This window comes from Streptomyces sp. NPDC056628, assembly GCF_042792555.1.
GTDB lineage: Bacteria > Actinomycetota > Actinomycetes > Streptomycetales > Streptomycetaceae > Streptomyces.
This window is the reverse complement of the sequence record NZ_JBHTWG010000017.1, coordinates 44,411-68,724: the sequence shown is the minus strand read 5'-3', so window position 1 is coordinate 68,724 and position 24,314 is coordinate 44,411. Positions and strand designations below refer to the sequence as shown.

Genomic DNA, 24,314 nt, shown 5'->3' with positions numbered 1-24,314 from the left:
AACCCGGAACGCGGTACGGGCCCCTCAATCCGGCGCCGTGAGCGCCGGATTGCGGCATTGATCCGGCCCGCGCTCCCGGCTCAGTCGTCGCTCGACGAGGCCGGCGTGTCGGAGGCGCCCGCGCCGTTCGTGGCGGTGGCCTTCGCTGCGGTCTTCTTCGCCGTCGTCTTCTTGGCCGTGGTCGTCTTCTTCGCCGCGGTCTTCTTGGCGACCGTCTTCTTGGCCGGGGCGGCCTTCTTGGCGGTCGTCTTCTTCGCCGTCTTCTTCGCGGGGCTCTTCGCCCGCTTCTCTGCGAGCAGCTCGAAGCCGCGCTCCGGGGTGATCGTCTCCACGCTGTCGCCGGAGCGCAGGGTCGCGTTCGTCTCGCCGTCCGTCACATACGGGCCGAAGCGGCCGTCCTTGACGACGACGGGCTTCTCGCTCACCGGGTCGGTGCCGAGCTCCTTCAGCGGCGGCTTGGCGGCCGCGCGACCGCGCTGCTTGGGCTGGGCGTAGATCGCCAGCGCCTCCTCCAGCGTGATCGTGAAGAGCTGCTCCTCGGACTGCAGCGACCGCGAGTCCGTGCCCTTCTTCAGATACGGGCCGTAGCGGCCGTTCTGCGCGGTGATCTCCTGGCCGTCGGCGTCCTTGCCGACGACACGCGGCAGCGACATCAGTTTGAGGGCGTCGTCCAGTGTCACCGTGTCGAGCGACATCGACTTGAAGAGGGAGGCGGTGCGCGGCTTGACCGCGTTCTTGCCGGTCTTCGGGGTGCCCTCGGGGAGCACCTCGGTGACGTACGGACCGTAGCGGCCGTCCTTGGCGACGATGGTGTGGCCGGTGGCCGGGTCGGTGCCCAGCTCGAAGTCGCCGCTGGGCTTGGCCAGCAGTTCCTCGGCCAGCTCGACGGACAGCTCGTCGGGCGCGAGGTCGTCCGGGATGTCGGCGCGCTGGTGCTGCTCGGTGTCCTTCTCGCCGCGCTCGATGTAGGGGCCGTAGCGGCCGACGCGCAGCACGATGCCGTTGCCGACGGGGAACGAGGAGACCTCGCGCGCGTCGATCGCGCCCAGGTCGGTCACCAGTTCCTTGAGGCCGCCGAGGTGGTCCCCGTCGCCGTTGCCGGCCTCGGCCGCGCCGCCGATGCCCGGGCCGTCGCCCTCGCCGAAGTAGAAGCGCTTCAGCCACGGCACGGACTGGGCCTCGCCGCGGGCGATGCGGTCGAGGTCGTCCTCCATCCTGGCGGTGAAGTCGTAGTCGACGAGCCGCCCGAAGTGCTTCTCCAGGAGGTTGACCACGGCGAAGGACAGGAAGGACGGGACGAGTGCCGTGCCCTTCTTGAACACGTAGCCGCGGTCGAGGATCGTGCCGATGATCGACGCGTACGTCGACGGGCGGCCGATCTCGCGCTCCTCGAGCTCCTTGACCAGGGACGCCTCGGTGTAGCGGGCCGGGGGCTTGGTGGCGTGCCCGTCGACCGTGATCTCCTCGGCGGTGAGCCGGTCGCCCTCGCCGACCTGCGGCAGCCGGCGCTCGCGGTCGTCGAGCTCGGCGTTCGGGTCGTCGGCGCCCTCGACGTACGCCTTGAGGAAGCCGTGGAAGGTGATCGTCTTGCCGGACGCGCTGAACTCGACGTCCCGGCCGTCGGCGGCGGTGCCGCCGATCTTGACGGTCACGCTGTTGCCGGTCGCGTCCTTCATCTGGGAGGCGACGGTCCGCTTCCAGATCAGCTCGTAGAGCTTGAACTGGTCGCCGGTCAGGCCGGTCTCGGCAGGCGTGCGGAAGCGGTCGCCGGAGGGACGGATCGCCTCGTGCGCCTCCTGCGCGTTCTTGACCTTGCCCGCGTAGGTGCGGGGCTGCGGGGGCAGGTAGTCGGCGCCGTACAGCTGCGTGACCTGGGCGCGGGCGGCCGCGATCGCGGTGTCGCTCAGCGTCGTCGAGTCCGTACGCATGTACGTGATGTAGCCGTTCTCGTACAGCTTCTGCGCGACCTGCATGGTGGCCTTCGCGCCGAAGCCGAGCTTGCGGCTCGCCTCCTGCTGCAGCGTCGTCGTACGGAACGGGGCGTACGGCGAGCGGCGGTACGGCTTGGACTCGACGGAGCGGACGGCGAACTGCGTCTGCTCCAGGGCGGCGGCCAGCGCGCGGGCGTTGGCCTCGTCGAGGGGGAGGGTGTTCGCGCTCTTGAGCTGTCCCAGGGAGTCGAAGTCGCGGCCCTGCGCGACCCGCCTGCCGTCGACGGTCTGGAGGCGGGCGACCAGCGTCGACGGGTCCGAGGGGTCCCCCGCGCGGCCGGTCGCGAAGGTGCCCGTCAGGTCCCAGTACTCGGCAGAACGAAAAGCGATGCGGTCGCGTTCCCGCTCCACGACGAGGCGCGTGGCGACGGACTGGACACGGCCGGCCGACAGACGCGGCATGACCTTCTTCCACAGGACCGGCGAGACCTCGTAGCCGTAGAGGCGGTCGAGGATGCGGCGGGTCTCCTGGGCGTCGACGAGCTTCTGGTTCAGCTCGCGCGGATTGGCGACGGCGGCCTGGATCGCGGCCTTGGTGATCTCGTGGAAGACCATCCGCTTGACCGGGACCTTCGGCTTCAGCACCTCCTGGAGGTGCCAGGCGATGGCCTCGCCCTCGCGGTCCTCATCGGTGGCGAGGAAGAGCTCGTCGGAATCCTTCAGCAGGTCCTTGAGCTTCTTGACCTGAGCCTTCTTATCGGCGTTGACCACATAGATCGGCTCAAAGTCGTGTTCGACGTCCACGCCGAGACGGCGGACCTCACCCGTGTACTTCTCCGGCACCTCGGCGGCGCCGTTGGGAAGGTCGCGGATGTGCCCGACGCTCGCCTCGACTACGTAGCCGGGGCCGAGATAGCCCTTGATCGTCTTCGCCTTGGCAGGCGACTCGACGATGACGAGTCGGCGGCCGCCCTGTGCGGTCTCGCTGGTCGGGGACAACTTCGCTCTTCTCTCCGGTCGACGCTGGGACTCCCCAGGATCGGATGCGCCCGGGGTCGGGTGGTGGTGGTGGTGACGCTGCGGAGTGTGACGGTACATCCCGCCCTGTTGTCAAACGGGAAAAGCCCGCAACGGCCACTCGAACGGTAACCCGACTTCCGCCATTCCTGCCGCCCGGAGTGGTCAGCGGCCTTTTCGAGCCTTTCCGGAAGATCGGCCCCCAATTATCGGCCGCGCAGCTCACGAGCCGTTCTCAGAGACGGGAGAAGCCCCAGACGCCCACGATCAGCGTGAGCGCCGAGACCAGGCCCGCGAGCGCCGCCGATGCGACGGGGTTCACACCCTGCGCGACGGGCCGGCGCTGCCGTACCCGGACCCCCGTCCACACCAAGAGGCTACCGCCGAACAGGGCGAAGACGACGCCCACGAAGATCGCCGGTCCGGTTTCCATGATCCCGCTCGCCCCTCTTTCCCCCGCGCGTCCCCACACGCGTGCCTCGGCCCGGCGAGGCTGTCACGCGCGGGGGAAGGGCGGGCGAACCCGGGATGAACGGCGGTCTGCGCGGGGCGAGGGCGGGACGGCGCGCGTCGGCGTGTCCGGCCGGTTCCGGGAGGTTGGCCTGTTTCACCCGCCTCCCGGCCGCGCCCGGCCTCCCGTCACCGGGCCGGTTCGAGGAATCCCTGCTCGACCAGCAGCCTGATCTGCGCGGGCGTACGGTCGCGCAGCACCACCGGGTCCTCGCTCATCAGCTGGGCGATGGCGTCCAGGATCCGGCCCGCGCTCAGCGAGCCGTCGCACACGCCGGCGAAGCCCGCGCCGACCGTGTCGACCTGGGTGGCCCGCCGCATGCCCCGGTGCTGCCGCAGCACCACGTGCTCGGGGTCCTCGGCGCCGGGCAGCCCGATCTGCTCCTGCACGACCTCGGACGCCAGCCGGAAGCGGTCCTCCAGCAGCGCGGCGTCGTCCCGGCCGCGCAGGTAGTCGAGACGCTCGAAGTGCGCGCGTACGGTGTCCCCGAGCGGCTGCTCGACGGGGTGCGGCCACTCCTCGACCGTGATCGACGGCACGGCGGCCGACGTCCGGCGCAGGGTGATCCACCCGAACCCGACGGCCTTCACCTTGCGGGCCTCGAACTCGTCCAGCCACGCGTCGTACCGCGCCTGGTACGCGGCCGTGTCCCCGCGGTGGTCACCGGCGTCCCGCAGCCACAGCTCCGCGTACTGCGTGACGTCCTGCACCTCGCGCTGCACGATCCACGCGTCGCAGCCGCGCGGCACCCACGCGCGGACCCGGTCCTGCCAGTCCTCGCCCTCCACGTGCTGCCAGTTGGCGAGGAACTGGGCGTACCCGCCCTCGTTCAGGCGGTCGCCCGCCCCCTGGACGACCGAGCGGCACAGGTCGTCGCCGCCCATCCCGCCGTCGCGGTACGTCAGCCGGGCGCCCGGCGAGATCACGAAGGGCGGGTTGGACACGATCAGGTCGTACGTCTCCCCGTCCTCGAGCGGCTCGAACAGCGACCCTTCCCGCAGGTCCGCCGCCGGGGCGCCGGAGAGCGCCAGGGTGAGCGCGGTGATGTGCAGCGCGCGCGGGTTGAGGTCGGCCGCCGTCACGCGCGTGGCGTGCTGCGCGGCGTGCAGGGCCTGGATCCCGGAGCCGGTGCCGAGGTCGAGCGCGGAGGCGACCGGCGTGCGCACGGTGATCCCGGCGAGCGTCGTGGAGGCGCCGCCGACGCCGAGGACGACCTCCTCGGCCGTGCTCCCGATGCCGCCGGCCCCGCCGACCGCGCACCCCAGGTCGGACACGATGAACCAGTCCTCGCCCCGAGGACCGCCGTACGGCCGGACGTCGACCGTGGCACGGACGTCGTCGGCGCCGGCCCGGGCCAGCCAGCCGCTCTCCAGGCACACGTCGACGGGCAGGACGTCCGCCACGCGCGCGTACGGCACCGGCTGCTGGAGCAGGAACAGCCGTACGAGCGCCTCCAGCGGTGTCTCCCCGCGCGTGGCCCGGAGCGCGGGCACCGTCTCGCTGCGGGCGAGCGCCGCGTACGCGGGCGCGCCGAGCAGCTCGAGCAACCCGTCGGCGGTGAAGGAGGCCCCGAGCAGGGCCTCCCGCAGACGGGCTGCGACGTCCGGCCGCCCGGAGCCGGGCAGCGCGGGGAGGTCGGGCAGGACGGTCAGGTCAGGCTGGCTGGAGTCACTCACGTCCTCATTGTGACCCGCGCCGCCTCATCGGGCGGTCAGCCGGCGGAGCCGGACTCGACGGCCTGCTTGCAGCCCTCCTGCGAGGTGAGGGCTTCCTTCACATCACCCGACTCGAGCTTCTTCAGCGAGGCGATGGCGCTCTGGCGCTGGGTCTCGACCTGCTTCATCTCGGCCGACACGTCCTTCAGGCCGGACGCGAACTCCCCCTGATCCTTGGTGTTCAGCCCGTCGACCTGCTTCTTCAGGTCGCCGTAGGCCGTGGAGAGTTCGGTCAGCTTCTTGACGACGTCCTGCTGGTTCTTCGCGCCGCCCTCGACGCCGGGAGGCGTACCGGCGTCACGGATGAGCGTGGCGCGCGCCTTGTAGCCCTCGGCGAGGTCCTGGAAGGCCTTGGAGTCGGCCGTCTGCAGTTCCTTGGGCGTGCTGGAGGTGTCCTTGGCCGCCTTCGTGATCGCGACATAGGCGGCCGAGATCTTGGCGTTCTGGGCCGGCACCTGGTCGCAGACCTTCTTGGCCCAGGCGTCGAGCTCCTTGTTGCCCTCGTCGCTCGTGCAGCCCGTCAGCGCCAGTATCAGTACCGCACCGCCGGACAGCGCGGCCGCGAGCTTCTTGTTCACCGGTCTGGTCCCTTCGTGGCTCTCGGCCACGGGACCCTACACGGCGGGCAGATGATGACAGCATGCTATTTGCGTCTTTTATTACCCCTTACCGCTGTTTACACCATGTGAGACAAGGGTCACGGCGTGGGGTGTGAACAAGCGCGGAGCGGGCGGCCGGCACGTCGATGCGCGCCGGGCCGCCCGCCCCTGGAGCCGGGCTGCCGTAAGACCGCCTACGAAACCACCGCGGAATCCGCCGGCTTGGACGCCCTTTCGGCGTTGCCGTCGTCACCCATGGCGATGCCACGGCGCTTCGACACGTAGACCGAGCCGACGATCACCAGCAGCGAGGCGACGGCGATCAGGACCCGCACGGCGACGTTCTTGTCCTCCCCATAGCTGAACTGGATGACCGCGGGCGCGATGAGCAGCGCGACCAGGTTCATCACCTTCAGCAGCGGGTTGATCGCCGGTCCCGCGGTGTCCTTGAAGGGATCGCCGACCGTGTCACCGATCACCGTGGCGGCGTGGGCCTCGCTGCCCTTGCCGCCGTGGTGGCCGTCCTCGACGAGCTTCTTGGCGTTGTCCCAGGCACCTCCGGAGTTGGCGAGGAAGACCGCCATCAGCGTGCCGCAGCCGATGGCGCCCGCGAGGTAGGCACCCAGGGCGCCGACGCCGAGGGTGAACCCGATGAAGATCGGCGCCATCACGGCGAGCAGACCGGGCGTGGCCAGCTCGCGCAGGGCGTCCCGGGTACAGATGTCCACGACCTTGCCGTACTCCGGCTTCTCCGTGAAGTCCATGATCCCGGGCCGCTCACGGAACTGCCGCCGCACCTCGTAGACCACGGAACCCGCCGACCGCGACACGGCGTTGATGGCGAGTCCGGAGAAGAGGAAGACGACCGCGGCGCCCGCGATGAGGCCGACCAGGTTGTTGGGCTGCGAGATGTCCATCATCAGGCTCATCGGCGCGCCCTCGCCGCTGAGCTTCTCGCCGACGTCCCCCGCACCCGTGGTGATGGCGTCGCGGTACGACCCGAAGAGCGCCGCGGCCGCCAGGACGGCGGTGGCGATGGCGATGCCCTTGGTGATGGCCTTGGTGGTGTTGCCGACCGCGTCCAGGTTGGTGAGCACCTGGGCGCCCGCGCCCTCGACGTCGCCGGACATCTCGGCGATGCCCTGCGCGTTGTCGGAGACCGGACCGAAGGTGTCCATGGCGACGATCACACCGACCGTGGTGAGCAGGCCGGTGCCGGCCAGCGCCACCGCGAACAGGGCCAGCATGATCGACGTGCCGCCGAGCAGGAACGCCCCGTACACACCGAGGCCGATCAGCAGGGCGGTGTAGACGGCGGACTCCAGGCCGACGGAGATACCGGCGAGGACGACGGTCGCCGGACCGGTCAGCGAGGTCTTGCCGATGTCCCGGACGGGGCGCCGGTTGGTCTCGGTGAAGTAGCCGGTCAACTGCTGGATGACGGCCGCGAGCACGATGCCGATGCCGACGGCGACGAGCGCCAGGATCCGCGGGTCGCCGTTCTTGGCCGCGATGGCGCCGTCGGTGACCCCGTCGAGGTCCGCGTAGGACGACGGCAGGTAGGCGAACACGGCGATCGCGACCAGCACGATCGAGATGACCGCGGAGATGAAGAACCCGCGGTTGATCGCGGTCATGCCGCTGCGGTCGGAGCGGCGGGGGGCCACCGCGAAGATGCCGATCATCGCGGTGATCACGCCGATCGCGGGCACGATCAGCGGGAACGCGAGTCCCAGGTCGCCGAACGCGGCCGACCCGAGGATGAGCGCGGCGACCAGCGTCACCGCGTACGACTCGAAGAGGTCGGCCGCCATTCCGGCGCAGTCGCCGACGTTGTCGCCCACGTTGTCGGCGATGGTCGCGGCATTGCGGGGATCGTCCTCCGGAATGCCCTGTTCGACCTTGCCGACCAGGTCGGCGCCGACGTCGGCGGCCTTCGTGAAGATGCCGCCGCCGACACGCATGAACATCGCGATCAGCGCGGCACCGAGACCGAATCCTTCGAGCACCTTCGGCGCGTCGGCCGCGTAGACGAGCACCACACAGGAGGCGCCCAGCAGACCGAGCCCCACCGTGAACATGCCGACGACGCCGCCCGTGCGAAAAGCGATCTTCATGGCTTTGTGCGAGACGGCGGTGAGATCCTTTTCCGGCTCACCTTCCGCGGGGGTGGCTTCCCGTGCCGCCGCGGCGACGCGCACATTGCTGCGCACGGCGAGCCACATGCCGATATAGCCGGTGGCCGCCGAGAACGCGGCGCCGATCAGGAAGAAGACCGATCGGCCGATGCGCTGATTCCAGTCGTCCGCGGGCAGCAGCATGAGCAGGAAGAACACGACGACGGCGAATACGCCGAGCGTGCGCAGCTGCCGGGCCAGATAGGCGTTGGCGCCTTCCTGGACCGCGGCGGCGATTTCCTTCATGCTGTCGGTGCCCTCGCCCGCCGCGAGCACCTGCCGCACCAGGACGCCGGCGACGACGAGCGCCGCCAGGGCGACCACGCCGATCACCGAGATGATGACCCGGTTGTCATCCGTCAGTACGGCCGCCGCGAGGGTAGTGGGATGGTCAAGCTGATGAGGGGTAGAAAGCCCCGCCATTCGTCCTCCTTGACGCTGGGGCTGAGCTCAAGATGTGGACGGATTCTAGGTACCGGAACCTGATCAAAACAGATGGCGGTAAACGGAATCGGCCTTCACATGCCGTTCAGCAAATGATCGACATCCGGCCAGAGAACCCGAAAGTGCTAATGCCCCAAAACCATTGACGCCCCGATTGACCCTTGATCGTATGATCGCTACCTTGATCAATGATCGGACTATCGATCGTGAATTCCTTCACGAATTCGCCGCCGCCATACGATAAAACACGAAGGGGCCCTGCTGAGCAGGGCCCCTTCGGAAGAAGTGTGCGGATGCTTCAGACGCTTCAGGGCAGCACCACGGTCTGCGGCGCGGTCGGCCACGTCATACGGATGAGTCCGCCGTGCTCGCCCGCCGAGACCTCGACGTCGTCGACGAGCCCGCTGATGACCGCGAGACCCATCTCGTCCTCCTCGGCGTCGACCTCGTCGCCGCCGGCACCACCGGCCCCCTCACCGGGAACGGTGTGCGGGGCCTCGTCGCCGACCTCGATGGAGAACTGTTTCTCCTCCTCGATCAGCGACACCTTCACCGGCGCCGTGATGCCGACGCTCTGGTGCAGTCCGACGGCACGGCTGCACGCCTCGCCCACGGCGAGCCTGACCTCGTCCAGGACGGCCTCCTCCACTCCGGCCCTGCGCGCCACCGCTGCCGCCACCAGACGGGCGGTCCTGACGTGCTCGGGCAGCGCGCTGAAGCGGAGTTCAACGGTGGCCATGCATCCCCCTCGGAACTTCGGGCGTGCTGTCAGGGGGACCGGGCCGCCGAAAGCCCAGTCCCCCGTCTCCTACCACTTCTCCCACCCCGGGCACGCGCCACCGCGCCCCCCGGGTGTGCGGTGACTCAGTCGGTCGCCGCCACCGCTTCCTCGACCGAGGTGTGGATCGGGAACACCTTGGTGAGGCCGGTGATACGGAAAATCTTGAGAATGCGCTCCTGGTTGCAGACCAGGCGCAGGGAGCCCTCATGGGCACGCACACGCTTCAGGCCGCCGACCAGCACGCCGAGCCCGGTGGAGTCGAGGAAGTCCACGCCCTCCATGTCGACGACGAGGTGGAAATTCCCGTCGTTCACCAGCTCGACCAGCTGCTCGCGCAGCTTGGGCGCGGTATATACGTCGATTTCGCCACCGACCTCGACGACCGTACGATCGCCGACGGTACGGGTCGACAGGGACAGGTCCACGGATCCTCCAGCACCTTGCTATCGAGCGGTCGCCCCTCGGGACACCTCGGCTTGCAACCCAAGGTCGGTTCGCCAGCCGCGATGGCATTCAATCACTTACCGGCAGGCGTGCACGACGCCTTGGTCCCATTGTCCGTCACGCCGGTGACACACTCGGTGCCGATGGCCAAGAATCACCGATCCGATCGATCCCCGACGGGCCCCGCTTCCCGGGTGGACCCGGGCGCGGTGCTGGGCCGACTCGCCTCGGGGCCGAGTCGGGCTTCGCGCATCACTCATACGGAGCATGTGCCCCCGCGAGCGGGCCGCCATGCCGTCTGGCCCGACCGGATCCGCGCCGAGGTCGTCGCCGCCGTGCAGAGCGCCGGGATCGAACATCCCTGGGCCCACCAGGCACGCGCCGCCGAGCACGCCCTCGACGGCGAGTCCGTGGTCGTCGCCACGGGCACCGCCTCCGGCAAGTCCCTCGCGTACCTCGTCCCGGTCCTCTCCACCCTCCTGGACGGCTCCGAGGCTCCCAACGGACGCGGCGCCACCACCCTGTACCTGTCGCCGACGAAGGCTCTCGCGGCGGACCAGTGCCGCTCCGTGAAGGAACTTTCACATCCGCTGGGCAATTCGGTACGGCCGGCCGTGTACGACGGCGATACGCCGTTCGAGGAACGCGAGTGGATCCGCCAGTACGCGAACTACGTCCTGACCAACCCCGACATGCTCCACCGGGGCATACTCCCGTCCCACCCGCGCTGGTCCTCCTTCCTGAAGGCGCTGAAGTACGTCGTCATCGACGAGTGCCACACCTACCGCGGTGTCTTCGGCTCCCACGTCGCCCAGGTGGTGCGGCGCCTGCGCCGCCTGTGCGCCCGCTACGGCTCCTCCCCCGTCTTCCTGCTGGCCTCCGCCACCGCCGCCGAGCCCGCCGTCGCCGCGCGGCGCCTGACCGGGCTGCCGGTGGTGGAGATCGCCGACGACGCCTCCCCGCGCGGCGAACTCGTCTTCGCCCTCTGGGAGCCGCCGCTCACCGAGCTCCGGGGCGAGAAGGGCGCACCCGTCCGGCGTACCGCCACCGCCGAGACGGCGGACCTCCTGACCGACCTCGCGGTGCAGGGCATCCGCTCGGTCGCCTTCGTCCGCTCACGGCGCGGCGCCGAGCTCATCTCGGTCATCGCGCAGGAACGGCTCGCCGAGGTGGATCGTTCGCTCGCCGGGCGTGTCGCGGCCTACCGGGGCGGCTACCTCCCTGAGGAGCGCCGCGCCCTGGAGCAGGCCCTGCACTCCGGGGAACTCCTCGGCCTGTCCGCCACCACCGCCCTGGAGCTCGGCATCGACGTCTCCGGCCTGGACGCCGTCCTGATCGCCGGCTACCCGGGCACCCGCGCCTCCCTGTGGCAGCAGGCCGGGCGGGCCGGCCGCTCCGGTCAGGGCGCGCTGGCCGTCCTGGTCGCCCGCGACGACCCGCTGGACACCTACCTCGTCCACCACCCGGAGGCCCTCTTCGACCGCCCGGTGGAGTCGACCGTCCTCGACCCTGACAACCCGTACGTCCTCGCACCCCACCTGTGCGCGGCAGCCGCCGAGATCCCCCTCACCGAGGAGGACCTGGCCCTCTTCGGCCCGGAGGCCGAGGGGCTGCTGCCCCAGCTGGAGTCCGCGAAGCTGCTGCGCCGCCGCACCAGGGCGTGGCACTGGACCCGCCGGGAACGGGCCGCCGACCTCACCGACATCCGCGGCGGGGGCGGCCGGCCTGTCCAGGTCGTCGAGGCCGGCACGGGCCGACTGCTCGGCACTGTCGACGCGGGCGCCGCGCACACGAGCGTGCACGAGGGCGCGGTCCATCTGCACCAGGGCCGCACCTACCTCGTCCGCTCCCTCGACCTCGAGGACTCGGTCGCTCTGGTCGAGCAGGCGTCCCCGTCGTACTCCACGGTCGCCCGGGACACGACGGCGATCTCCGTCCTCGAGACCGAGACCGAGATCCCGTGGGGCGACGGCCGCCTCTGCTACGGCTCCGTCGAGGTCACCAACCAGGTGGTCTCCTTCCTGCGGCGCCGGCTGATCACCGGCGAAGTACTGGGCGAGACGAAACTCGACCTCCCTCCCCGGACGCTGCGCACCCGCGCGGTGTGGTGGACGGTCACCGAGGATCAACTGGACGAGGCCCGGATCAACCCGGAGATCCTCGGCGGCGCCCTGCACGCCGCCGAACACGCCTCGATCGGCCTGCTGCCCCTCTTCGCCACCTGCGACCGCTGGGACATCGGCGGCGTGTCGATCCCGCTGCACCCCGACACGCTGCTCCCGACGGTCTTCGTCTACGACGGCCACCCCGGCGGCGCGGGCTTCGCGGAGCGCGCCTTCCACACGGCCCGCGCCTGGCTGACGGCCACTCGCGAGGCCATCGCCTCCTGCGAGTGCGAGGCCGGCTGCCCGTCCTGCATCCAGTCCCCCAAGTGCGGCAACGGCAACGACCCGCTGCACAAGCGGGGGGCCGTACGGCTGCTGACGGTGCTGCTGCGGGGGGCGGCGGAGGGGGAGGCCGGGGCGGAGGGCGCTGCCGGCGAGGCGGCCGACGGCGAGGGAGCGGCTTCGACCTCGGGCGCCCCTACGGCTCCGGACGGGGGAACCACTTCGGCTCCGGCCGCAGAGACCACACCGGCTCCGGACGGGGAAACCTCTTCGGCTCCGGCCGCGGGGACCTCTCTGGCTCCGGACGGGGGGACCACTTCGGCTCCGGACGGGGAAACCTCTTCGGCTCTGGCCGCGGGGACCTCTCTGGCTCCGGACGGGGGGACCCCTCCGGCTCCGGACGAGGAGGAGGCGCGGGCGTAGGCGGTGGGCGTCAATGCCCGCGCCTCCTCCCCCCGGGAGGCTTCTACGGCTCCACGCCGCCCGACGGACCTCCTCCCTCTGGCACGCCAGGCCCACCCGATCCCTCAGGTAAGCCCGCGCTTCCAGGCCCGCTCGGTCTCCCGGGACCCGCCCGGGCCCTGACGTCCGCGGTGAAGGGCCCCCGCCCGGACGCCGCCGTCACGTCGGACACGTCGCCCACGACCACGCACCGCACCAGGCGTGCCCCGCTCGCCTCGGCGACCCGCTCCGCCCGGGCGCAGGCCGCGGCGGTGCCCTCCGCCCAGTGGTCCGCCGCCGCGAGGGCGGCGAGATCCGCACCGCCCGCCGCACGGTGCCTGATCACCACTGCCTGCCCGAGGGCCAGCACCACGCCGAACACCACGCACAGGACGGCGATCAGGCTGAGGCTCCAGGCGGTGGCCGAACCCCGGTCGGAGCCGGGACCTGTGCGGGACGCCTCGGCGACGCGCCTACGCCCTCGCCCGTCCCCCGCGCTCACGACGCCACCCCCACCATCTCCTCCGCCTCCGCCACGGCCTCCTCCCGCACCTCGAGGGGGAGCCCGCTCAGCACGGGCGGTCTGGCCACGACGACCACACGGACCACGCCCCCTTCCCGGACGACCGTGACCTTCGCGCCGCTCGGTGCCACGTCGCCGGCCACCTCGATGACGGCGTCGTCGAGTTCCTGCCGGGCTGCCGCGCGGGCCCCGGTGCGGGCCGCGTCCACGCACTGGATCTGCGCCGCGACCGCGAGCAGACCCCACACCAGCGCCATGGCGAACATCACGAGCACCGGCAGTACGACAGCCGACTCGGCCGTCACGAACCCCCGGTCCGAACCCAGGGCGCCGACCCGCCCCCTCGACCGACCCTCCCCGCCTCCTACGGGGGCCTCGCGGGCCGGACAACTGCCCGGCCCGCATCCGGCATGCCCCTCACGCCCCGCCATCGAGCGCCCGCTTCACGATGCCCTGGAGCTCCGCACTGACCTCCCCGCTCGTCACGACCTTGTAGAGCACCACGGCGAAGGCCACCGCCGCCACGATGCCCATCGCGTACTCGGAAGTGACCATCCCCGCGTCCCTCCGCGCCGCCCGCGCCCTGCCCACCAGGGCCGCCATCCGTGCCCATACCGCCTTGAACATCCGTAACCCCCGTAAGGTCCGCTTCTGTCGATCCAGGTCCCACACACATCCGCGCTCGACGCACTCTCGCCGCGCGCCGCGCGTCCGCATCGCTCACATCGTCACGTGCCGCCTCCTCCCCACACCCCGCCCGCCAGCCCGATCACCACGGGCGCCACCCCGACCGCGATGAACGCGGGCAGGAAGCACAGGCCCACCGGCGCGGTGACCATGACGGCCGCCCGCCTGGCCCGCTCCGTCGCCGCACGCGTCCAGTCGGCGCGGGCCTCCGCCGCGAGCCGTGCGACCGGTGCGGCCACCGAGAGACCGGAGACGCCGGCGCGTTCCAGCAGCCGGGCCAGCGCCGCGGCGCCCGGCATGGACGCCAACCGCCGCCAGGCGTCGCCCGGTTCACCACCGAGTCGGCATTCCGCGGCGCCCCTCGCCAGCGCATCGCCGACCGGACCGCCCAATGCCTCGCCCACGGCCTGCGCCGCGATCACCGGACTGGCGCCTGCGGCGATACAAGCCGCCAACAGATCGGCGGCGAGCGGAAGTCGACGTGACACCTCACTCGCGTCGACCGCGTCCACCTCCGCGCCCGCCGCACCTCCACCGGCGCCCTGCCTCCGACGCCACCACCAGAGGCCGACGGCCCCGGCCGACCCGACCAGCAGCCCCGCCAGACCGCCCACCAGGACCCAACCGGCAGTCCCGACGGCCGCCACCGGAGCCCACCGCCGCATCCGGCGCCGGACGTCGAGCCGTCTACGAGCCGGTGCCAGGTCGGCCCTTCTCATCAGGCCCACCAGCCGCCCCCTGACCCGGCGCTCCCGGCGGGCGTCCGCCCACCACCGCACCAGCCAGCCGGCGATCAGCGCCGCCCCCACAGCCATCCCCAGCCTGTGGACAACTTCCCCGCTCACACCACCACCTCCTTTCTGTCGAAACCCCGCGTCGCCGCCTCACCCCGCCTCCGCTCCCCGCACGATGCGCGCCGCCCACCACATACCGGCCCCTTCCAGCACGGCGCCGACTGTCAGGCACCCGCATCCCGCGCCGGTGTGCAGCAGCACGTGCAGTGGATCCGCGCCCATGGCCGCACCGAGCAACAGTCCGAGCACCGGCAGACCGGCGAGCATCACCACCGTCGACCTGGCGCCCGCCAACTGGGCGCGCAGATCAGCACGTTGATCGCGCTCCGCGCGGAGTGCCGCCTCCAGCCGGTCCAGTCCGGCCGCGAGACCGGCGCCCTGGTCGACGGCAACCCGCCAGCACGCGCCCAGCCCCGACAGCCCTTCGGCACCGGGCTGCCGCGCCGCGGAGGCGAGCGCGCCGGGCACATCACCGCCGAACCGCGCCGCCGCCAGCACGGCGGACTGCGCCACGCCGAGCCCGCCGGACTCACGCGCCGCCCGCAGCAACGCCTCACCCGGCTGGCGCCCCGCCCGCACCTCACCGGCCAGGGCCCCGCACAGCGCGATCACCGCGCCTCCGCGCAGTTCACGCGCGCGCCGCGCCTCCTGGGCCAGCCGCATCCGCCTCAGCAACGGCACCCCGCCCGCCCCCGCGACCAGCGGCAGCACCGACGACCCGAGCACCGCCAGCACCAGACCGGCGACCAGAGCCCATCCCTCGGCTCTCAGGCGCCCCCGCACCCGGCGCAGCGTCCCGGCCACCCGTCGCCAGTCGGACGGCCCGGCGTCCAGACCGTCACCGCCCGCCAGCAGCACCCGAGCCCGCCGCACACCCTGGTCCCGCCCGCCCACCAGACAGACGACCGCCGCTCCGAGGCACACACCGGCCGCGCCCAACCCGTCCAGCGCGCCGGAGGCCAGCTCACCCATGGCTTCCACCACCTGCGCCACTCCTGACGTCGCCGCCCCCGCGCAGCAGCGGCTGGAGCCGCTCCCAGCCCCGCTCGGCCACGAACCCCTCCGGTGCCCAGCGGAGCGCCGGCACGGTCCGCACCAGCCCGGCCGGGTCCCGCTCCAGCACGTGCACCTCGGCGATCCGCCGACGCCCGGCCCGGTCCCGTACGAGATGGAGGACGACCGACAACGCGGCGTCCAACTGGCTGTGCAGGGCGGCCCGGTCGAGCCCGGCCGCCGTCCCGAGGGCTTCGAGACGGGCGGGCACATCGGCGGCCGCGTTGGCGTGGACCGTCCCACAGCCGCCCTCATGACCCGTGTTGAGGGCGGCGAGCAGATGCACCACCTCGGGTCCGCGCACCTCGCCCACGACCAGCCGGTCCGGCCGCATCCGCAACGCCTGGCGCACCAGGTCCTCCAGGGTGACGAGTCCGGCTCCCTCCTGGTTGGCGGGCCGGCTCTCCAGCCGGACGACATGGGGATGGTCCGGCTTGAGCTCCGCCGAGTCCTCGGCGAGCACGATCCGCTCGTCCGGCCCGACCAGCCCCAGCAGGGCGCTCAGCAGCGTCGTCTTGCCGAACCAGGGACAGGGACGCCACTGCTGAGGCACACTCACGTCATGAAGACCACCCAGACGGGGGGCGGCCGGACGCGCGCCGTCATCTACTGCCGCATCTCCCAGGACCGCACTGGCGCCGGCCTCGGTATCGACCGGCAGCGCGAGGACTGCGAGGCGCTCGCCCGCGGCAACGGCTGGGAGGTCGTCGAGACCTACGTCGACAATGACATCTCGGCGTACAGCGGCAAGAAGCGTCCGGGGTATGAGCAGATGCTCGCCGACCTCGAGGACGGGGCGGCGACCATCGTGGTCGCCTGGCACACCGACCGGCTGCACCGCTCCCCCACCGAGTTGGAGCGGTACATCAGCATCAGCGAGCGCCGCGGCGTCTCCACGCACACGGTGCAGGCGGGCCAACTGGACCTGTCCACGCCGTCTGGCCGCATGACCGCGCGGATCCTCGGGGCGGTCGCCAAGCAGGAGTCCGAGCACAAGGGCGAGCGCGTGGCCCGGGCCCGCCGTCAGAAGGCCCTCGCTGGCGAGTGGATGGGCGGCATCCGCCCGTTCGGCTGGGGTGTGCCCACCGACGAGGTGCGCACCGTGGCCGACCGGAAGACGGGCGAGGAACGGCTGGAACCCGTCCTCGACATGATGAAGGCCGTGCCCGAGGAGGCCGAGGCGCTGCGCTTCTGGACGGACGAGATCTTGTCCGGCGGGTCGATCCGCTCCCTGGTGAAGTGGTGCGAGGACAAAGGTGTCCGCACGACCAGAGGGAACCCGGTCACGCACACCGACATGCGGGACATGCTCATCCGCCCCCGCAACGCCGGCATCGCCGTCTACCGCGGCGAGGAAGTCGGCCGCGGGCAGTGGGAGCCGATCGTCGACGAGGCCAAGTTCCGGGCCGTCGTGGCCATCCTCACCAACCCGGACCGCATCGTGAACCGAGGAGCCCAGCCGAAGTGGCTCGGCTCGCTGATCTACGTCTGCGGCCGCGACAACTGCGGTCAGGGCATGACCGTCACGCAGTCCGGCGGCCGCCGGTACCCCAGCTACCGGTGCCCGACGGGGCACGGCGGCGGCCGGCGCGCCGAGAAGGTCGACCAGCACGTCGAGAACATCGTCGTCGAGCGGCTCTCACAGCTGGACGCGGACAGTCTCCTCGAGCCGGCCCCGGACGGAGTCAACGTCGCCGGGCTACAGGCGGAAGCGGAGCAGATCCGGCAGCGAATGCGGGACCTCGGCGGCCTGTTCGGCGCCGGCCAACTGGAGCTCGGCCCGTTCACCGAGGGCATGGACACGGCCCGCGCACAACTGGAGGGCGTCACGCAGCAGCTGGCGCGCGCGGCGACGCGGGATCCGCTGGTCGGCCTGGTCGGCGCGCCCGACGTCCGCAAGGCATGGAAGGCGCTGGACCTGGAGCGGCAGCGGAACGTACTGCGGGCGCTGGTCACGGTGACGCTAAAGACGCCGCGTCAGGGGCGGATGCCGGACGGCGGGTACTTCGACTACGACGCCGTGGAATTCGAGTGGAGGCGGGGCCGGAGATAGCCGAGCCGTGATGCCGCCAGCGCGGCGAGATGCAGGCATGGCTACTCCTCCGCTGCCTGCATGCCGCGTCGATACTCTTCGAATTGAGACTTCGCGCCGGCATGCAACTCGTCCAGGTCTCCAGCGTATTCGTGAGCTGCGGAGTTCCTCAGTTTCTCCGCCCACTCCCGTTGGACTTCGACCTCACTCCACGCGATCTCTTGCCCCGCCTCGGCCGCCGCTGCAAGGTAGGCGGCCAAGGCCTCCCGGTACAGCTGATTTACCGTCTCGAGGTCGAGACCCGCTTGGTACAACCGGCTGCTCGCATCTTCGACGGCGGACCGCATGCGCTCGAACTGAAGGCGCGCCTCAAATACTGCGTCGTCCGTCCCAAGGCCTCCAGCCATGAGAGCCATGGGCTGAATGCCAAGGGCCTCGGCGATAGCGATCCATTCGTTCACGCGCACCGCGCGCTCGCCACGTTCGACCTTCGCCACCTGGGTCTGGTGAAACCGGTACCCGAGTTTGGTCAGCCGTTCAGCGAGGTCCGCTTGCGAGAGATCGAGGTTTTCGCGGATGCGCCGCATATTGCGGCCGATGCGAAGCTCTGCGTCATTCATGGCCTGCTCAACCACCGGGTCAACCTTCATGAGGTTCGAGGCTAGAACCTAAAGCAGCTTAGGGCAACACCACCCAGCACGACCCGACACGAGCACCCCTCCAGGCGTTCACGCGCGGTCAGTCGAGGTAAGTGAATCTCATCGGTTAACCGATCAGGGGTTGAACAACCAAACCCCAGATGGCTTGACCCGGCACCAAGCATCATGCCAAAGTGTCCCCCAGGGGTTCATTAAGTAACCTCTCACAGCATATCCGCAGGTCACAGCCTTGCCCGCTTTGGCCTTGCTCGCACGGAGGCACTACACAGTGACCACTCCCCTGACGACCAAGGAACTCCTGGAGTTGCCGCCGACGATCGACCTCGTCACCGCTGGCCGCGCCTTCGGAATCGGACGCACTACGGCCTACGCACTCGCCCGCAGCGAGGCATTCCCGTGCAAGACGGTTCGCGCCGGCAAGGCGATCAGGGCCGTCACCGCAGACCTGCTGCGCGTCCTGGAGATCGCGCCGACACACGACGGCGGCGCCGAACCTTGCCCGTCCGACGCCGCCTGAGAACGACCCAGTCCATACCAGAGCTACCCAGCAAGACGGCGACACCTTGGGGCCTTGCCCGCCCCATCAGTGCCGCCGCCGGAAAGAGAACGTCCTCATGGCCATGAAAGCACAGCCTTCCGCGACGGCAAAGGCGCCGTCTCCCGCCTCCGAGCAGAGCATCACCGCCAGCCTCACCGCCGAGATCATGCGCGACCTCGACGACGGCCGGCCCACCCTCGTCGCCTACACCGAGGGCAACGCCGGTGACCTCCGAGAGGTCAGCCCCGCCCGCCTGCGCGGCATGGTCGCCGCAGCCCGCGCCCAGCTCGACGAGATCGAGCGCCTGGCCGACGAGCAGGAAGCGCGCGACACGCTCGCCGCGATGCTCGCCGAGCACCAGGTGGAACTCGATGAGTGGGACACCGCCACCCTCGACCCCAAGTTGCGCCCCCACTTCCTCGCAGCCTACGACCAGTCCCCGGGGAGCGACCGGGTCATCGTCGTCCCCCTCGGCCAGGACCCCGTGCAGCGACTGGCAGTCGTGGCCGACCTGCTCCAGCGCATGGAGCGCGCCCGCGGGGAGCGCGCGTGAACACCCCGCACAACACCGCGACGGCCAGGGGTGTCGCTACACCCGACACCCTCGGCCGCCCGGCCCCCTCCGAGAGGGGGGAACACGCCGCGAAATCCGTGCTGTCCTTGGAGACAGGCGCGGGGCCTGATCAGTCCGTGGAGGACTTGATGGCTCCTGCGCGCCGTGCGGACCGGCCTGTCATGTTCGAAGACCCCGAGCGGGACGCCGCCTACTGGGCCCGCGTCGAGCGCATCGTGGCGTCTGCACCGCCGCTCTCGACCGAGCAGAAGGCCGTCATCCGAGCCGCTTTCCACGCGCCCACCACGCGGGAGGCGGCGTGAAAGAGACGACGCGCCCCGAGTGCGGCCACTGGATCGGCGCCGAGCAGCGCCACTGCCGGCGAGGTGACGGCGTCCGCCGCTACATCGCCGGCCTCCGCTGCCCCGGCCACACCCCCAACGCCCTCATGGGACTCCCCGAAATCCCGCCCGGGCCCGGCTGGCCCATCCGTAAGCAGGAGGAGACGTGAACGAGCGACGCCCCGGCCAGTGGCCGGTCGAGCACCCGGTCGACCTCGATGCCCTCCAGTGCGAGCACCCGCTGGCCGACGACCAGCTGTACGTGCAGCGGGCTGCCGAGAAGGCCCTGCACGAGATGGTCCTCGACTCCATCCGGCACGACCTGGAGCAGCAGCCCAGCCCGCTCACGGTCCTGACCGCCGCCCGCAATTGGTGCACCCGCATCACCGCGGCCGCCGAGGAGATCTCCCGCGCCAAGCGCGACACCGCATGAGCCGCTGGCTGGGCGCCAACCGTCCCCCCGTCGCGCCCGGCCAGCACCCAGCGAACTTCTGATCCAGCTCGTAGGAGAGAGCACGTTCGTGACCGTCGGAATCCGCATCCCCGCCGAGCTCCCGGCCGCCGCCGAGACCTACGCCGAAGCGGGCATCAAGATCTTCCGCGTCCGTCGCAACAAGACGCCTTATGCCAACTGCGCGCGCTGCGACAAGAACAGCAGCCTGTACGTCCAGCACCGCCCCGAGGACTGCCAGTGCGGTGTGCCCACCTGCCACGGCTTCCACGCGGCCACCACAGACATCGACCTCGTCCGCCGCTGGTGGAAGGAAGAACCCGAAGCCAACATCGGCGCCCCCTGCAAGCTGAACGGGTGGGCCGTCATCGACGTCGACCCCCGCAATGGCGGATACAAGTCGCTGTGCAGGCTGGAGGAACGCGTCGGCGTCCTGCCCGGCACCACCATGCAGATCACCGGGGGCGATGGCCTCCACATGCTGTACCTGACCCCCGGCTTCGACCTCCCCGGCGAGCCGTTCGAGGGCATCGACTTCAAGCACAACGGCTACATCCTGCTCGCCCCGTCCGTGCACTCCTCTGGCTGCCGCTACCTGTGGCCGGGCGCCGGTGGGATCTTCTACAAGCCCGAGATCGCCTGGCCCGCAGCGCTCCTTCCCCGCAAGGAACGCAAGCCCGCGCCGTCGCCGCGCCCTGCAGTTAAGCCGGCCGACCTGCGCCACCCGTTCTGGACGCGGATGGCCAGCCGTCCCGGGGGCGGAAAGATGTGGACCGTCGACCAGCTCGTCCAGCACGTCATGGACTCCGTGGCCGGCGACCGGAAGCACGGGCGCAACAACTCCTTGTACTTCGCCGCCTGCCGCGCCCACGAGCTGGACTCACAGGGCCTCATCAGTCTGGCCGAGGCCGAGGCCGCGCTGCTTCACGCCGCGTCGGTCGTCGGGCTCACCGACTCCGAGGCCCGCGCCTCCTTCGACAGTGCCGCCAACCGGCCCAGCGACAAGGGGTACGCGGCGTGAGTACGGCCTTCGACGAGGACTTCGAGCGGCTCTTCGGTGAGGAGCCGCCGCCCGAGGAGCCACCAGGCGAGGACGGCGGAGAGAACCCCACCCAGGCCCGCCTCGCCACGCTGCGAGCCGCGCTCGTCGACACCAGCGGCCTGGACGGACTGCCCGACCCTGTGCCGCTCATCGAGGGCGTGTTGTTCCGGGACTCCCTCGCCTGGATCTACGGCAAGCCTGGATCGGGGAAGTCGTTCGTCGGGATCGACTGGGCGGGGTGCGTGGCGAACGGGCTGCCCTGGGCTGGCGTACACGAGGTCAGCAAGGGCACTGTCCTCTACCTCGTCGCCGAGGGAACGTCCGGCATCCGCAAGCGCGTCCGCGCCTGGGAGCGTCACACCGGCATCCCCATGCAGGGGGTGACGTTCCTGCCGATCGCCGTGCAGCTGCTGCACGGCACCGACCGGGGAGCGCTCGGCCTGCTCGTACAGGAGATGCGGCCGGCCTTCATCGTCATCGACACCCAGGCGCGCTGCACCGTCGGCGCCAACGAGAACGACAACGGCGAGATGGGCCAGGTCGTCGCGGCCGCAGACCAGCTTCGGGAAGCGTCCGGCGCGTGCGTCCTGCTGATCCACCACTCCGGCCGCAACGGCGAGAACATGCGCGGCGCCTCAGCCTTCGACGGCGCAGCCACCTCGATCATCAAGGTCACGAAGAACGAGGAGTACGTCGAGGTCCACTGCGACAAGCAGAAGGACGTCGAGGACTTCGACACCGTCTTCCTGAAGATGCAGCCCATCCTCGAGTCCTGCGTGCTCATCAACCGGACCGCAAGCCCGGTCGAGGAGAACCAGCTGTCGAAGACCGAGCAGAAGATCCTCGACGTGATGCACGAGGTCTTCCCGCAGGAATCCGTTTCCCGGGCCCGTCTCGTCGAGGTGTCCGAGGTCGCGTCGAGCACCGTCTACCGGTCGGTAGCCAAGCTCGAACGGCTGGGCTACCTGGTGAAGACGGGCAGCGAGACCCGTCCCACCTGGCGCCTGTCCTCCGCTACTGCGAGTACCCAGGACGGTGACGCTGCGTAGAGAAAACTTCCCATTCTCGTCGTGGGAATTGATCTTGGCGGATCGCCCTAACTTCCCACCCTTGCCACCCACTTCCCAACCCGCGCACAACCACTGACCTGCGCACCTCCCAACTTCCCATCTTCTTCCCAGCGGCCCGCCCAAATTCCCACCCACCCCCCCTCTCTTAGGGGGGTGGGAAGTGGGAAAAGTGGGAGCCGCGGGGCCGGTGGGACTGCCCGAGAAGGAGAGACATGATCCCCGCCACCACCGCCTACGAAGCCAGCTACCGCCACGAGAGCAACGGGCGAGCCCACTTCACTTCCAAGCCCGTGATCGCGTGGAGCGACGACGGTGCCGCCCTCGTCGTCGACATGAAGACAGGCCGCCTGCGCGACGCCGACAGCTGGAACAACTTCGCCGGGCTCCGTGAGGCCACCGCCGCAGTCATCGGGGCAGTCCCGGGCGGAAGTTGGCGCGCCGAGCACAGCACCGAGGAAGGGGACATCGAGTCCACCCCCGTCCTGGCATGGCTCGTGCACGCAGACGGCTACTGCACCCCGACCGTCGCGGATCGCGACGGCTACACCGACGACCCCACGACCGCGTCGAACTTCGTCCGCCTGTACCAGCCGGAGGACGAAGCGTGAACGTCGACGACATCGTGGCGGAGAAGATCGCCGCTGCCCGCCGCCGCGCCGAGGAGGCGAAGCGCCGGCGCGCAGCCCTCAACGCCGCCCGGCAGCGCGGCCTCGCCCACCGGCACGCACAACGCCTCCGCAACCAGGCCGCAGCCCGCACCGACGCCGAAGAACCTAAGCCAGCCGCCGACCCGATCACCGACGCGTGCATCTGCACCGTGGCCGAGCGCGACCCCGCCTGCGCGGCCCCGCACGACGACTTCGACGACGTGGTGACCGTGGTGAGCGAGGTCGAGTGGCACGACGGCGTCCGTACTGCGCTCGCCCGCCTCGGCCTCACCTACGCCGAGCTCGAAGACCAAGCCCGCCGCCGCGACTTCATCAGCGCCCAAGCCCAAGTGCTCTGGGTGTCCATCGGCGGCACCGTCAACACCGAACTGCTCGAGGAGAACCAGTGACCACCGTTGCCACCATCCGCGACACCGGCCGGCTCGACGACACCACCGCGGCGGACATCGCCAGCCGGTGGAACGCGGCCTACCCCACCATGCGAACGATCCTCACGGCCTCCATCAACGGCGTCCGCGACAGGATCCGCCGCGAGGGATGGACGCAAGACGCCCTGCCCAAGAGCGACTGGGGGTCCAGCAAGGACCTCGGCGCCAAGGTCGCGCGGCTGGAGGGCCTGAGGCGCAGCCTGGGGCAGCTCGACCGCGGCACCTACCGCGGGTGCACACGCAGCCCCGGAGGATTCAGCCCCGTCTCCGCCTACTGGGCCGTGCGGGATGTTCTCGCGGCAACCTCGATCGGCGACCGCAACCTCGCCCCCGTGTACGAGCTGGCCGCGATCCTCTCCTTCGTCTCCGACTCCCTCCAGCGCGAGTTGGCCACACGACACAGCGCCTGATCCGAACAACGCCGGCCGGGCCCGCGGATATCGGGCCCGGCCACCCACCCAGCATCCCGCACGTTGCGAGGTTCTCGAGGGACCTCACAAACCCGAAGGAGTCCGCCATGGCAGGCGAGACCGTGATCACCGTCGTCGGCAACCTGGTCGACGACCCCGAGCTCCGCTTCACCCCGGCCGGCGTGGCCGTCGCCAAGTTCCGCATCGCGTCCACCCCGCGCACCTTCAACAAGACGACCAACGCCTGGGAGGACGGCGAGGCTCTGTTCCTCACCTGCTCGGTGTGGCGGCAGGCCGCCGAGCACGTCGCCGAGTCCCTCGCCCGCGGCCTCCGCGTCATCGTCCAGGGCCGCCTCAAGCAGCGGTCCTACGAGGACAAGGAGCAGGTGAAGCGCACCGTTTACGAGCTGGACGTCGACGAGGTCGGTCCGTCCCTCACCTTCGCCACCGCCAAGGTCACCAAGGCCAGCGGCGGCCAGCGACAGGGGGGTGCCCCGAACGCAGACCCCTGGGCTGGCGCGAAGCCCGCCAACGGGCAGCAGCAGGGCGGCGGGTGGTCAACCACCCCGCCCGCCCAGCAGGGCGCCGGCCGCACCGAGCAGGCCCCCTTCTAGGAGA

26 protein-coding genes and 1 pseudogene are annotated in these 24,314 nt (G+C 70.7%); 13 read left to right on the top strand and 14 right to left on the bottom strand.

Annotated elements, in window-relative coordinates:
- Window positions 1–80 precede the first annotated feature (80 nt).
- The 7 genes from topA to bldG form a co-directional block, all read right to left on the bottom strand.
- Window positions 81–2,930 (bottom strand): type I DNA topoisomerase, encoded by a 2,850-nt coding sequence (gene topA, locus ACFRAC_RS21360; RefSeq protein ID WP_382925821.1) that lies wholly within the window; start codon window positions 2,928–2,930, stop codon window positions 81–83.
- 253 nt (window positions 2,931–3,183) lie between these two features.
- Window positions 3,184–3,381, bottom strand: coding sequence for a hypothetical protein (locus ACFRAC_RS21355; protein WP_382925820.1), 198 nt, complete (start codon window positions 3,379–3,381; stop codon window positions 3,184–3,186).
- Between the two features lie 206 nt (window positions 3,382–3,587).
- Window positions 3,588–5,135 (bottom strand): methyltransferase, encoded by a 1,548-nt coding sequence (locus ACFRAC_RS21350; protein WP_382925818.1) that lies wholly within the window; start codon window positions 5,133–5,135, stop codon window positions 3,588–3,590.
- Between the two features lie 35 nt (window positions 5,136–5,170).
- Complete coding sequence (locus tag ACFRAC_RS21345; protein WP_382925816.1) at window positions 5,171–5,752, bottom strand: small secreted protein; 582 nt, start codon at window positions 5,750–5,752, stop codon at window positions 5,171–5,173.
- A gap of 215 nt (window positions 5,753–5,967) precedes the next feature.
- A complete protein-coding gene (locus ACFRAC_RS21340; protein WP_382925814.1) occupies window positions 5,968–8,373 on the bottom strand; it encodes a sodium-translocating pyrophosphatase in 2,406 nt (801 codons plus the stop codon).
- A gap of 328 nt (window positions 8,374–8,701) precedes the next feature.
- Window positions 8,702–9,133 (bottom strand): ATP-binding protein, encoded by a 432-nt coding sequence (locus tag ACFRAC_RS21335; RefSeq protein ID WP_382925811.1) that lies wholly within the window; start codon window positions 9,131–9,133, stop codon window positions 8,702–8,704.
- 125 nt (window positions 9,134–9,258) lie between these two features.
- Window positions 9,259–9,600: an anti-sigma factor antagonist BldG gene (gene bldG, locus ACFRAC_RS21330; RefSeq protein ID WP_010986038.1), complete on the bottom strand. Its 342-nt coding sequence runs from the start codon at window positions 9,598–9,600 to the stop codon at window positions 9,259–9,261.
- Window positions 9,601–9,681: 81 nt separating this feature from the next.
- Between bldG and ACFRAC_RS21325 the strand changes: the two genes are divergently transcribed.
- Window positions 9,682–12,429 (top strand): DEAD/DEAH box helicase, encoded by a 2,748-nt coding sequence (locus ACFRAC_RS21325; protein ID WP_382925809.1) that lies wholly within the window; start codon window positions 9,682–9,684, stop codon window positions 12,427–12,429.
- A gap of 43 nt (window positions 12,430–12,472) precedes the next feature.
- Here the strand turns inward: ACFRAC_RS21325 and ACFRAC_RS21320 are convergent, their stop codons facing one another.
- From ACFRAC_RS21320 to ACFRAC_RS21295, 6 genes and pseudogenes are all read right to left on the bottom strand, one after another.
- Entirely contained in the window at window positions 12,473–12,850 is a 378-nt protein-coding gene (locus ACFRAC_RS21320) for an Rv3654c family TadE-like protein (protein WP_382925979.1), read from the bottom strand.
- A gap of 95 nt (window positions 12,851–12,945) precedes the next feature.
- On the bottom strand, window positions 12,946–13,275 hold the full coding sequence (locus tag ACFRAC_RS21315) for a TadE family type IV pilus minor pilin (protein WP_382925807.1): 330 nt from the start codon (window positions 13,273–13,275) through the stop codon (window positions 12,946–12,948).
- Between the two features lie 112 nt (window positions 13,276–13,387).
- Window positions 13,388–13,597, bottom strand: coding sequence for a DUF4244 domain-containing protein (locus ACFRAC_RS21310; protein ID WP_382925804.1), 210 nt, complete (start codon window positions 13,595–13,597; stop codon window positions 13,388–13,390).
- Between the two features lie 101 nt (window positions 13,598–13,698).
- Window positions 13,699–14,502: a type II secretion system F family protein gene (locus tag ACFRAC_RS21305; protein WP_382925802.1), complete on the bottom strand. Its 804-nt coding sequence runs from the start codon at window positions 14,500–14,502 to the stop codon at window positions 13,699–13,701.
- A gap of 39 nt (window positions 14,503–14,541) precedes the next feature.
- Window positions 14,542–15,423, bottom strand: coding sequence for a type II secretion system F family protein (locus ACFRAC_RS21300; RefSeq protein WP_382925978.1), 882 nt, complete (start codon window positions 15,421–15,423; stop codon window positions 14,542–14,544).
- Window positions 15,416–16,024: pseudogene (locus ACFRAC_RS21295) on the bottom strand (ATPase, T2SS/T4P/T4SS family); the annotation flags it as partial. The gene ACFRAC_RS21300 and the pseudogene ACFRAC_RS21295, both read right to left, overlap by 8 nt.
- A 42-nt stretch (window positions 16,025–16,066) precedes the next feature.
- Between ACFRAC_RS21295 and ACFRAC_RS21290 the strand changes: the two are divergent.
- Complete coding sequence (locus ACFRAC_RS21290) at window positions 16,067–17,557, top strand: recombinase family protein (RefSeq protein WP_382925799.1); 1,491 nt, start codon at window positions 16,067–16,069, stop codon at window positions 17,555–17,557.
- Between the two features lie 41 nt (window positions 17,558–17,598).
- On the opposite strand, the gene ACFRAC_RS21285 is transcribed toward ACFRAC_RS21290, so the two are convergent.
- On the bottom strand, window positions 17,599–18,186 hold the full coding sequence (locus ACFRAC_RS21285; RefSeq protein WP_382925796.1) for a helix-turn-helix domain-containing protein: 588 nt from the start codon (window positions 18,184–18,186) through the stop codon (window positions 17,599–17,601).
- A 277-nt stretch (window positions 18,187–18,463) separates the two neighbouring features.
- Here ACFRAC_RS21285 and ACFRAC_RS21280 point away from each other — a divergent pair, with 277 nt between their 5' ends.
- The 11 genes from ACFRAC_RS21280 to ACFRAC_RS21230 all read left to right on the top strand — a co-directional run bounded on the left by ACFRAC_RS21280 (window position 18,464) and on the right by ACFRAC_RS21230 (window position 24,310).
- Window positions 18,464–18,712 (top strand): DNA-binding protein, encoded by a 249-nt coding sequence (locus ACFRAC_RS21280; protein WP_382925793.1) that lies wholly within the window; start codon window positions 18,464–18,466, stop codon window positions 18,710–18,712.
- A 103-nt stretch (window positions 18,713–18,815) separates the two neighbouring features.
- Window positions 18,816–19,286: a hypothetical protein gene (locus ACFRAC_RS21275; RefSeq protein ID WP_382925792.1), complete on the top strand. Its 471-nt coding sequence runs from the start codon at window positions 18,816–18,818 to the stop codon at window positions 19,284–19,286.
- Window positions 19,287–19,468: 182 nt separating this feature from the next.
- Entirely contained in the window at window positions 19,469–19,609 is a 141-nt protein-coding gene (locus ACFRAC_RS21270) for a hypothetical protein (RefSeq protein ID WP_382925789.1), read from the top strand.
- Complete coding sequence (locus ACFRAC_RS21265; protein ID WP_382925787.1) at window positions 19,606–19,797, top strand: hypothetical protein; 192 nt, start codon at window positions 19,606–19,608, stop codon at window positions 19,795–19,797. The genes ACFRAC_RS21270 and ACFRAC_RS21265 overlap by 4 nt, the downstream gene beginning before the upstream one ends.
- Complete coding sequence (locus ACFRAC_RS21260) at window positions 19,794–20,060, top strand: hypothetical protein (RefSeq protein ID WP_382925785.1); 267 nt, start codon at window positions 19,794–19,796, stop codon at window positions 20,058–20,060. Before ACFRAC_RS21265 ends, ACFRAC_RS21260 begins: the two co-directional genes overlap by 4 nt.
- A gap of 88 nt (window positions 20,061–20,148) precedes the next feature.
- Window positions 20,149–21,099: a bifunctional DNA primase/polymerase gene (locus ACFRAC_RS21255; RefSeq protein WP_382925783.1), complete on the top strand. Its 951-nt coding sequence runs from the start codon at window positions 20,149–20,151 to the stop codon at window positions 21,097–21,099.
- On the top strand, window positions 21,096–22,169 hold the full coding sequence (locus ACFRAC_RS21250) for a helicase RepA family protein (protein WP_382925780.1): 1,074 nt from the start codon (window positions 21,096–21,098) through the stop codon (window positions 22,167–22,169). The genes ACFRAC_RS21255 and ACFRAC_RS21250 overlap by 4 nt, the downstream gene beginning before the upstream one ends.
- 233 nt (window positions 22,170–22,402) lie before the next feature.
- Window positions 22,403–22,798, top strand: coding sequence for a hypothetical protein (locus ACFRAC_RS21245; RefSeq protein ID WP_382925777.1), 396 nt, complete (start codon window positions 22,403–22,405; stop codon window positions 22,796–22,798).
- Window positions 22,795–23,247: a hypothetical protein gene (locus ACFRAC_RS21240; RefSeq protein WP_382925773.1), complete on the top strand. Its 453-nt coding sequence runs from the start codon at window positions 22,795–22,797 to the stop codon at window positions 23,245–23,247. Before ACFRAC_RS21245 ends, ACFRAC_RS21240 begins: the two co-directional genes overlap by 4 nt.
- Complete coding sequence (locus ACFRAC_RS21235; protein WP_382925771.1) at window positions 23,244–23,696, top strand: hypothetical protein; 453 nt, start codon at window positions 23,244–23,246, stop codon at window positions 23,694–23,696. The genes ACFRAC_RS21240 and ACFRAC_RS21235 overlap by 4 nt, the downstream gene beginning before the upstream one ends.
- A 107-nt stretch (window positions 23,697–23,803) precedes the next feature.
- Complete coding sequence (locus tag ACFRAC_RS21230) at window positions 23,804–24,310, top strand: single-stranded DNA-binding protein (protein WP_382925770.1); 507 nt, start codon at window positions 23,804–23,806, stop codon at window positions 24,308–24,310.
- Window positions 24,311–24,314: the final 4 nt, after the last annotated feature.

What these genes read in the sequence shown, in the direction of transcription:
- ACFRAC_RS21355 (WP_382925820.1), bottom strand. Translation starts at nt 3,381, where the DNA reads ATGGAAACCGGACCGGCGATCTTCGTGGGCGTCGTCTTCGCCCTGTTC.
- ACFRAC_RS21340 (WP_382925814.1), bottom strand. Translation starts at nt 8,373, where the DNA reads ATGGCGGGGCTTTCTACCCCTCATCAGCTTGACCATCCCACTACCCTC.
- ACFRAC_RS21335 (WP_382925811.1), bottom strand. Translation starts at nt 9,133, where the DNA reads ATGGCCACCGTTGAACTCCGCTTCAGCGCGCTGCCCGAGCACGTCAGG.
- ACFRAC_RS21325 (WP_382925809.1), top strand. Translation starts at nt 9,682, where the DNA reads ATGGCATTCAATCACTTACCGGCAGGCGTGCACGACGCCTTGGTCCCA.
- ACFRAC_RS21310 (WP_382925804.1), bottom strand. Translation starts at nt 13,597, where the DNA reads ATGTTCAAGGCGGTATGGGCACGGATGGCGGCCCTGGTGGGCAGGGCG.
- ACFRAC_RS21300 (WP_382925978.1), bottom strand. Translation starts at nt 15,423, where the DNA reads ATGGGTGAGCTGGCCTCCGGCGCGCTGGACGGGTTGGGCGCGGCCGGT.
- ACFRAC_RS21290 (WP_382925799.1), top strand. Translation starts at nt 16,067, where the DNA reads ATGAAGACCACCCAGACGGGGGGCGGCCGGACGCGCGCCGTCATCTAC.
- ACFRAC_RS21285 (WP_382925796.1), bottom strand. Translation starts at nt 18,186, where the DNA reads ATGAAGGTTGACCCGGTGGTTGAGCAGGCCATGAATGACGCAGAGCTT.
- ACFRAC_RS21275 (WP_382925792.1), top strand. Translation starts at nt 18,816, where the DNA reads ATGAAAGCACAGCCTTCCGCGACGGCAAAGGCGCCGTCTCCCGCCTCC.
- ACFRAC_RS21270 (WP_382925789.1), top strand. Translation starts at nt 19,469, where the DNA reads ATGTTCGAAGACCCCGAGCGGGACGCCGCCTACTGGGCCCGCGTCGAG.
- ACFRAC_RS21245 (WP_382925777.1), top strand. Translation starts at nt 22,403, where the DNA reads ATGATCCCCGCCACCACCGCCTACGAAGCCAGCTACCGCCACGAGAGC.
- ACFRAC_RS21230 (WP_382925770.1), top strand. Translation starts at nt 23,804, where the DNA reads ATGGCAGGCGAGACCGTGATCACCGTCGTCGGCAACCTGGTCGACGAC.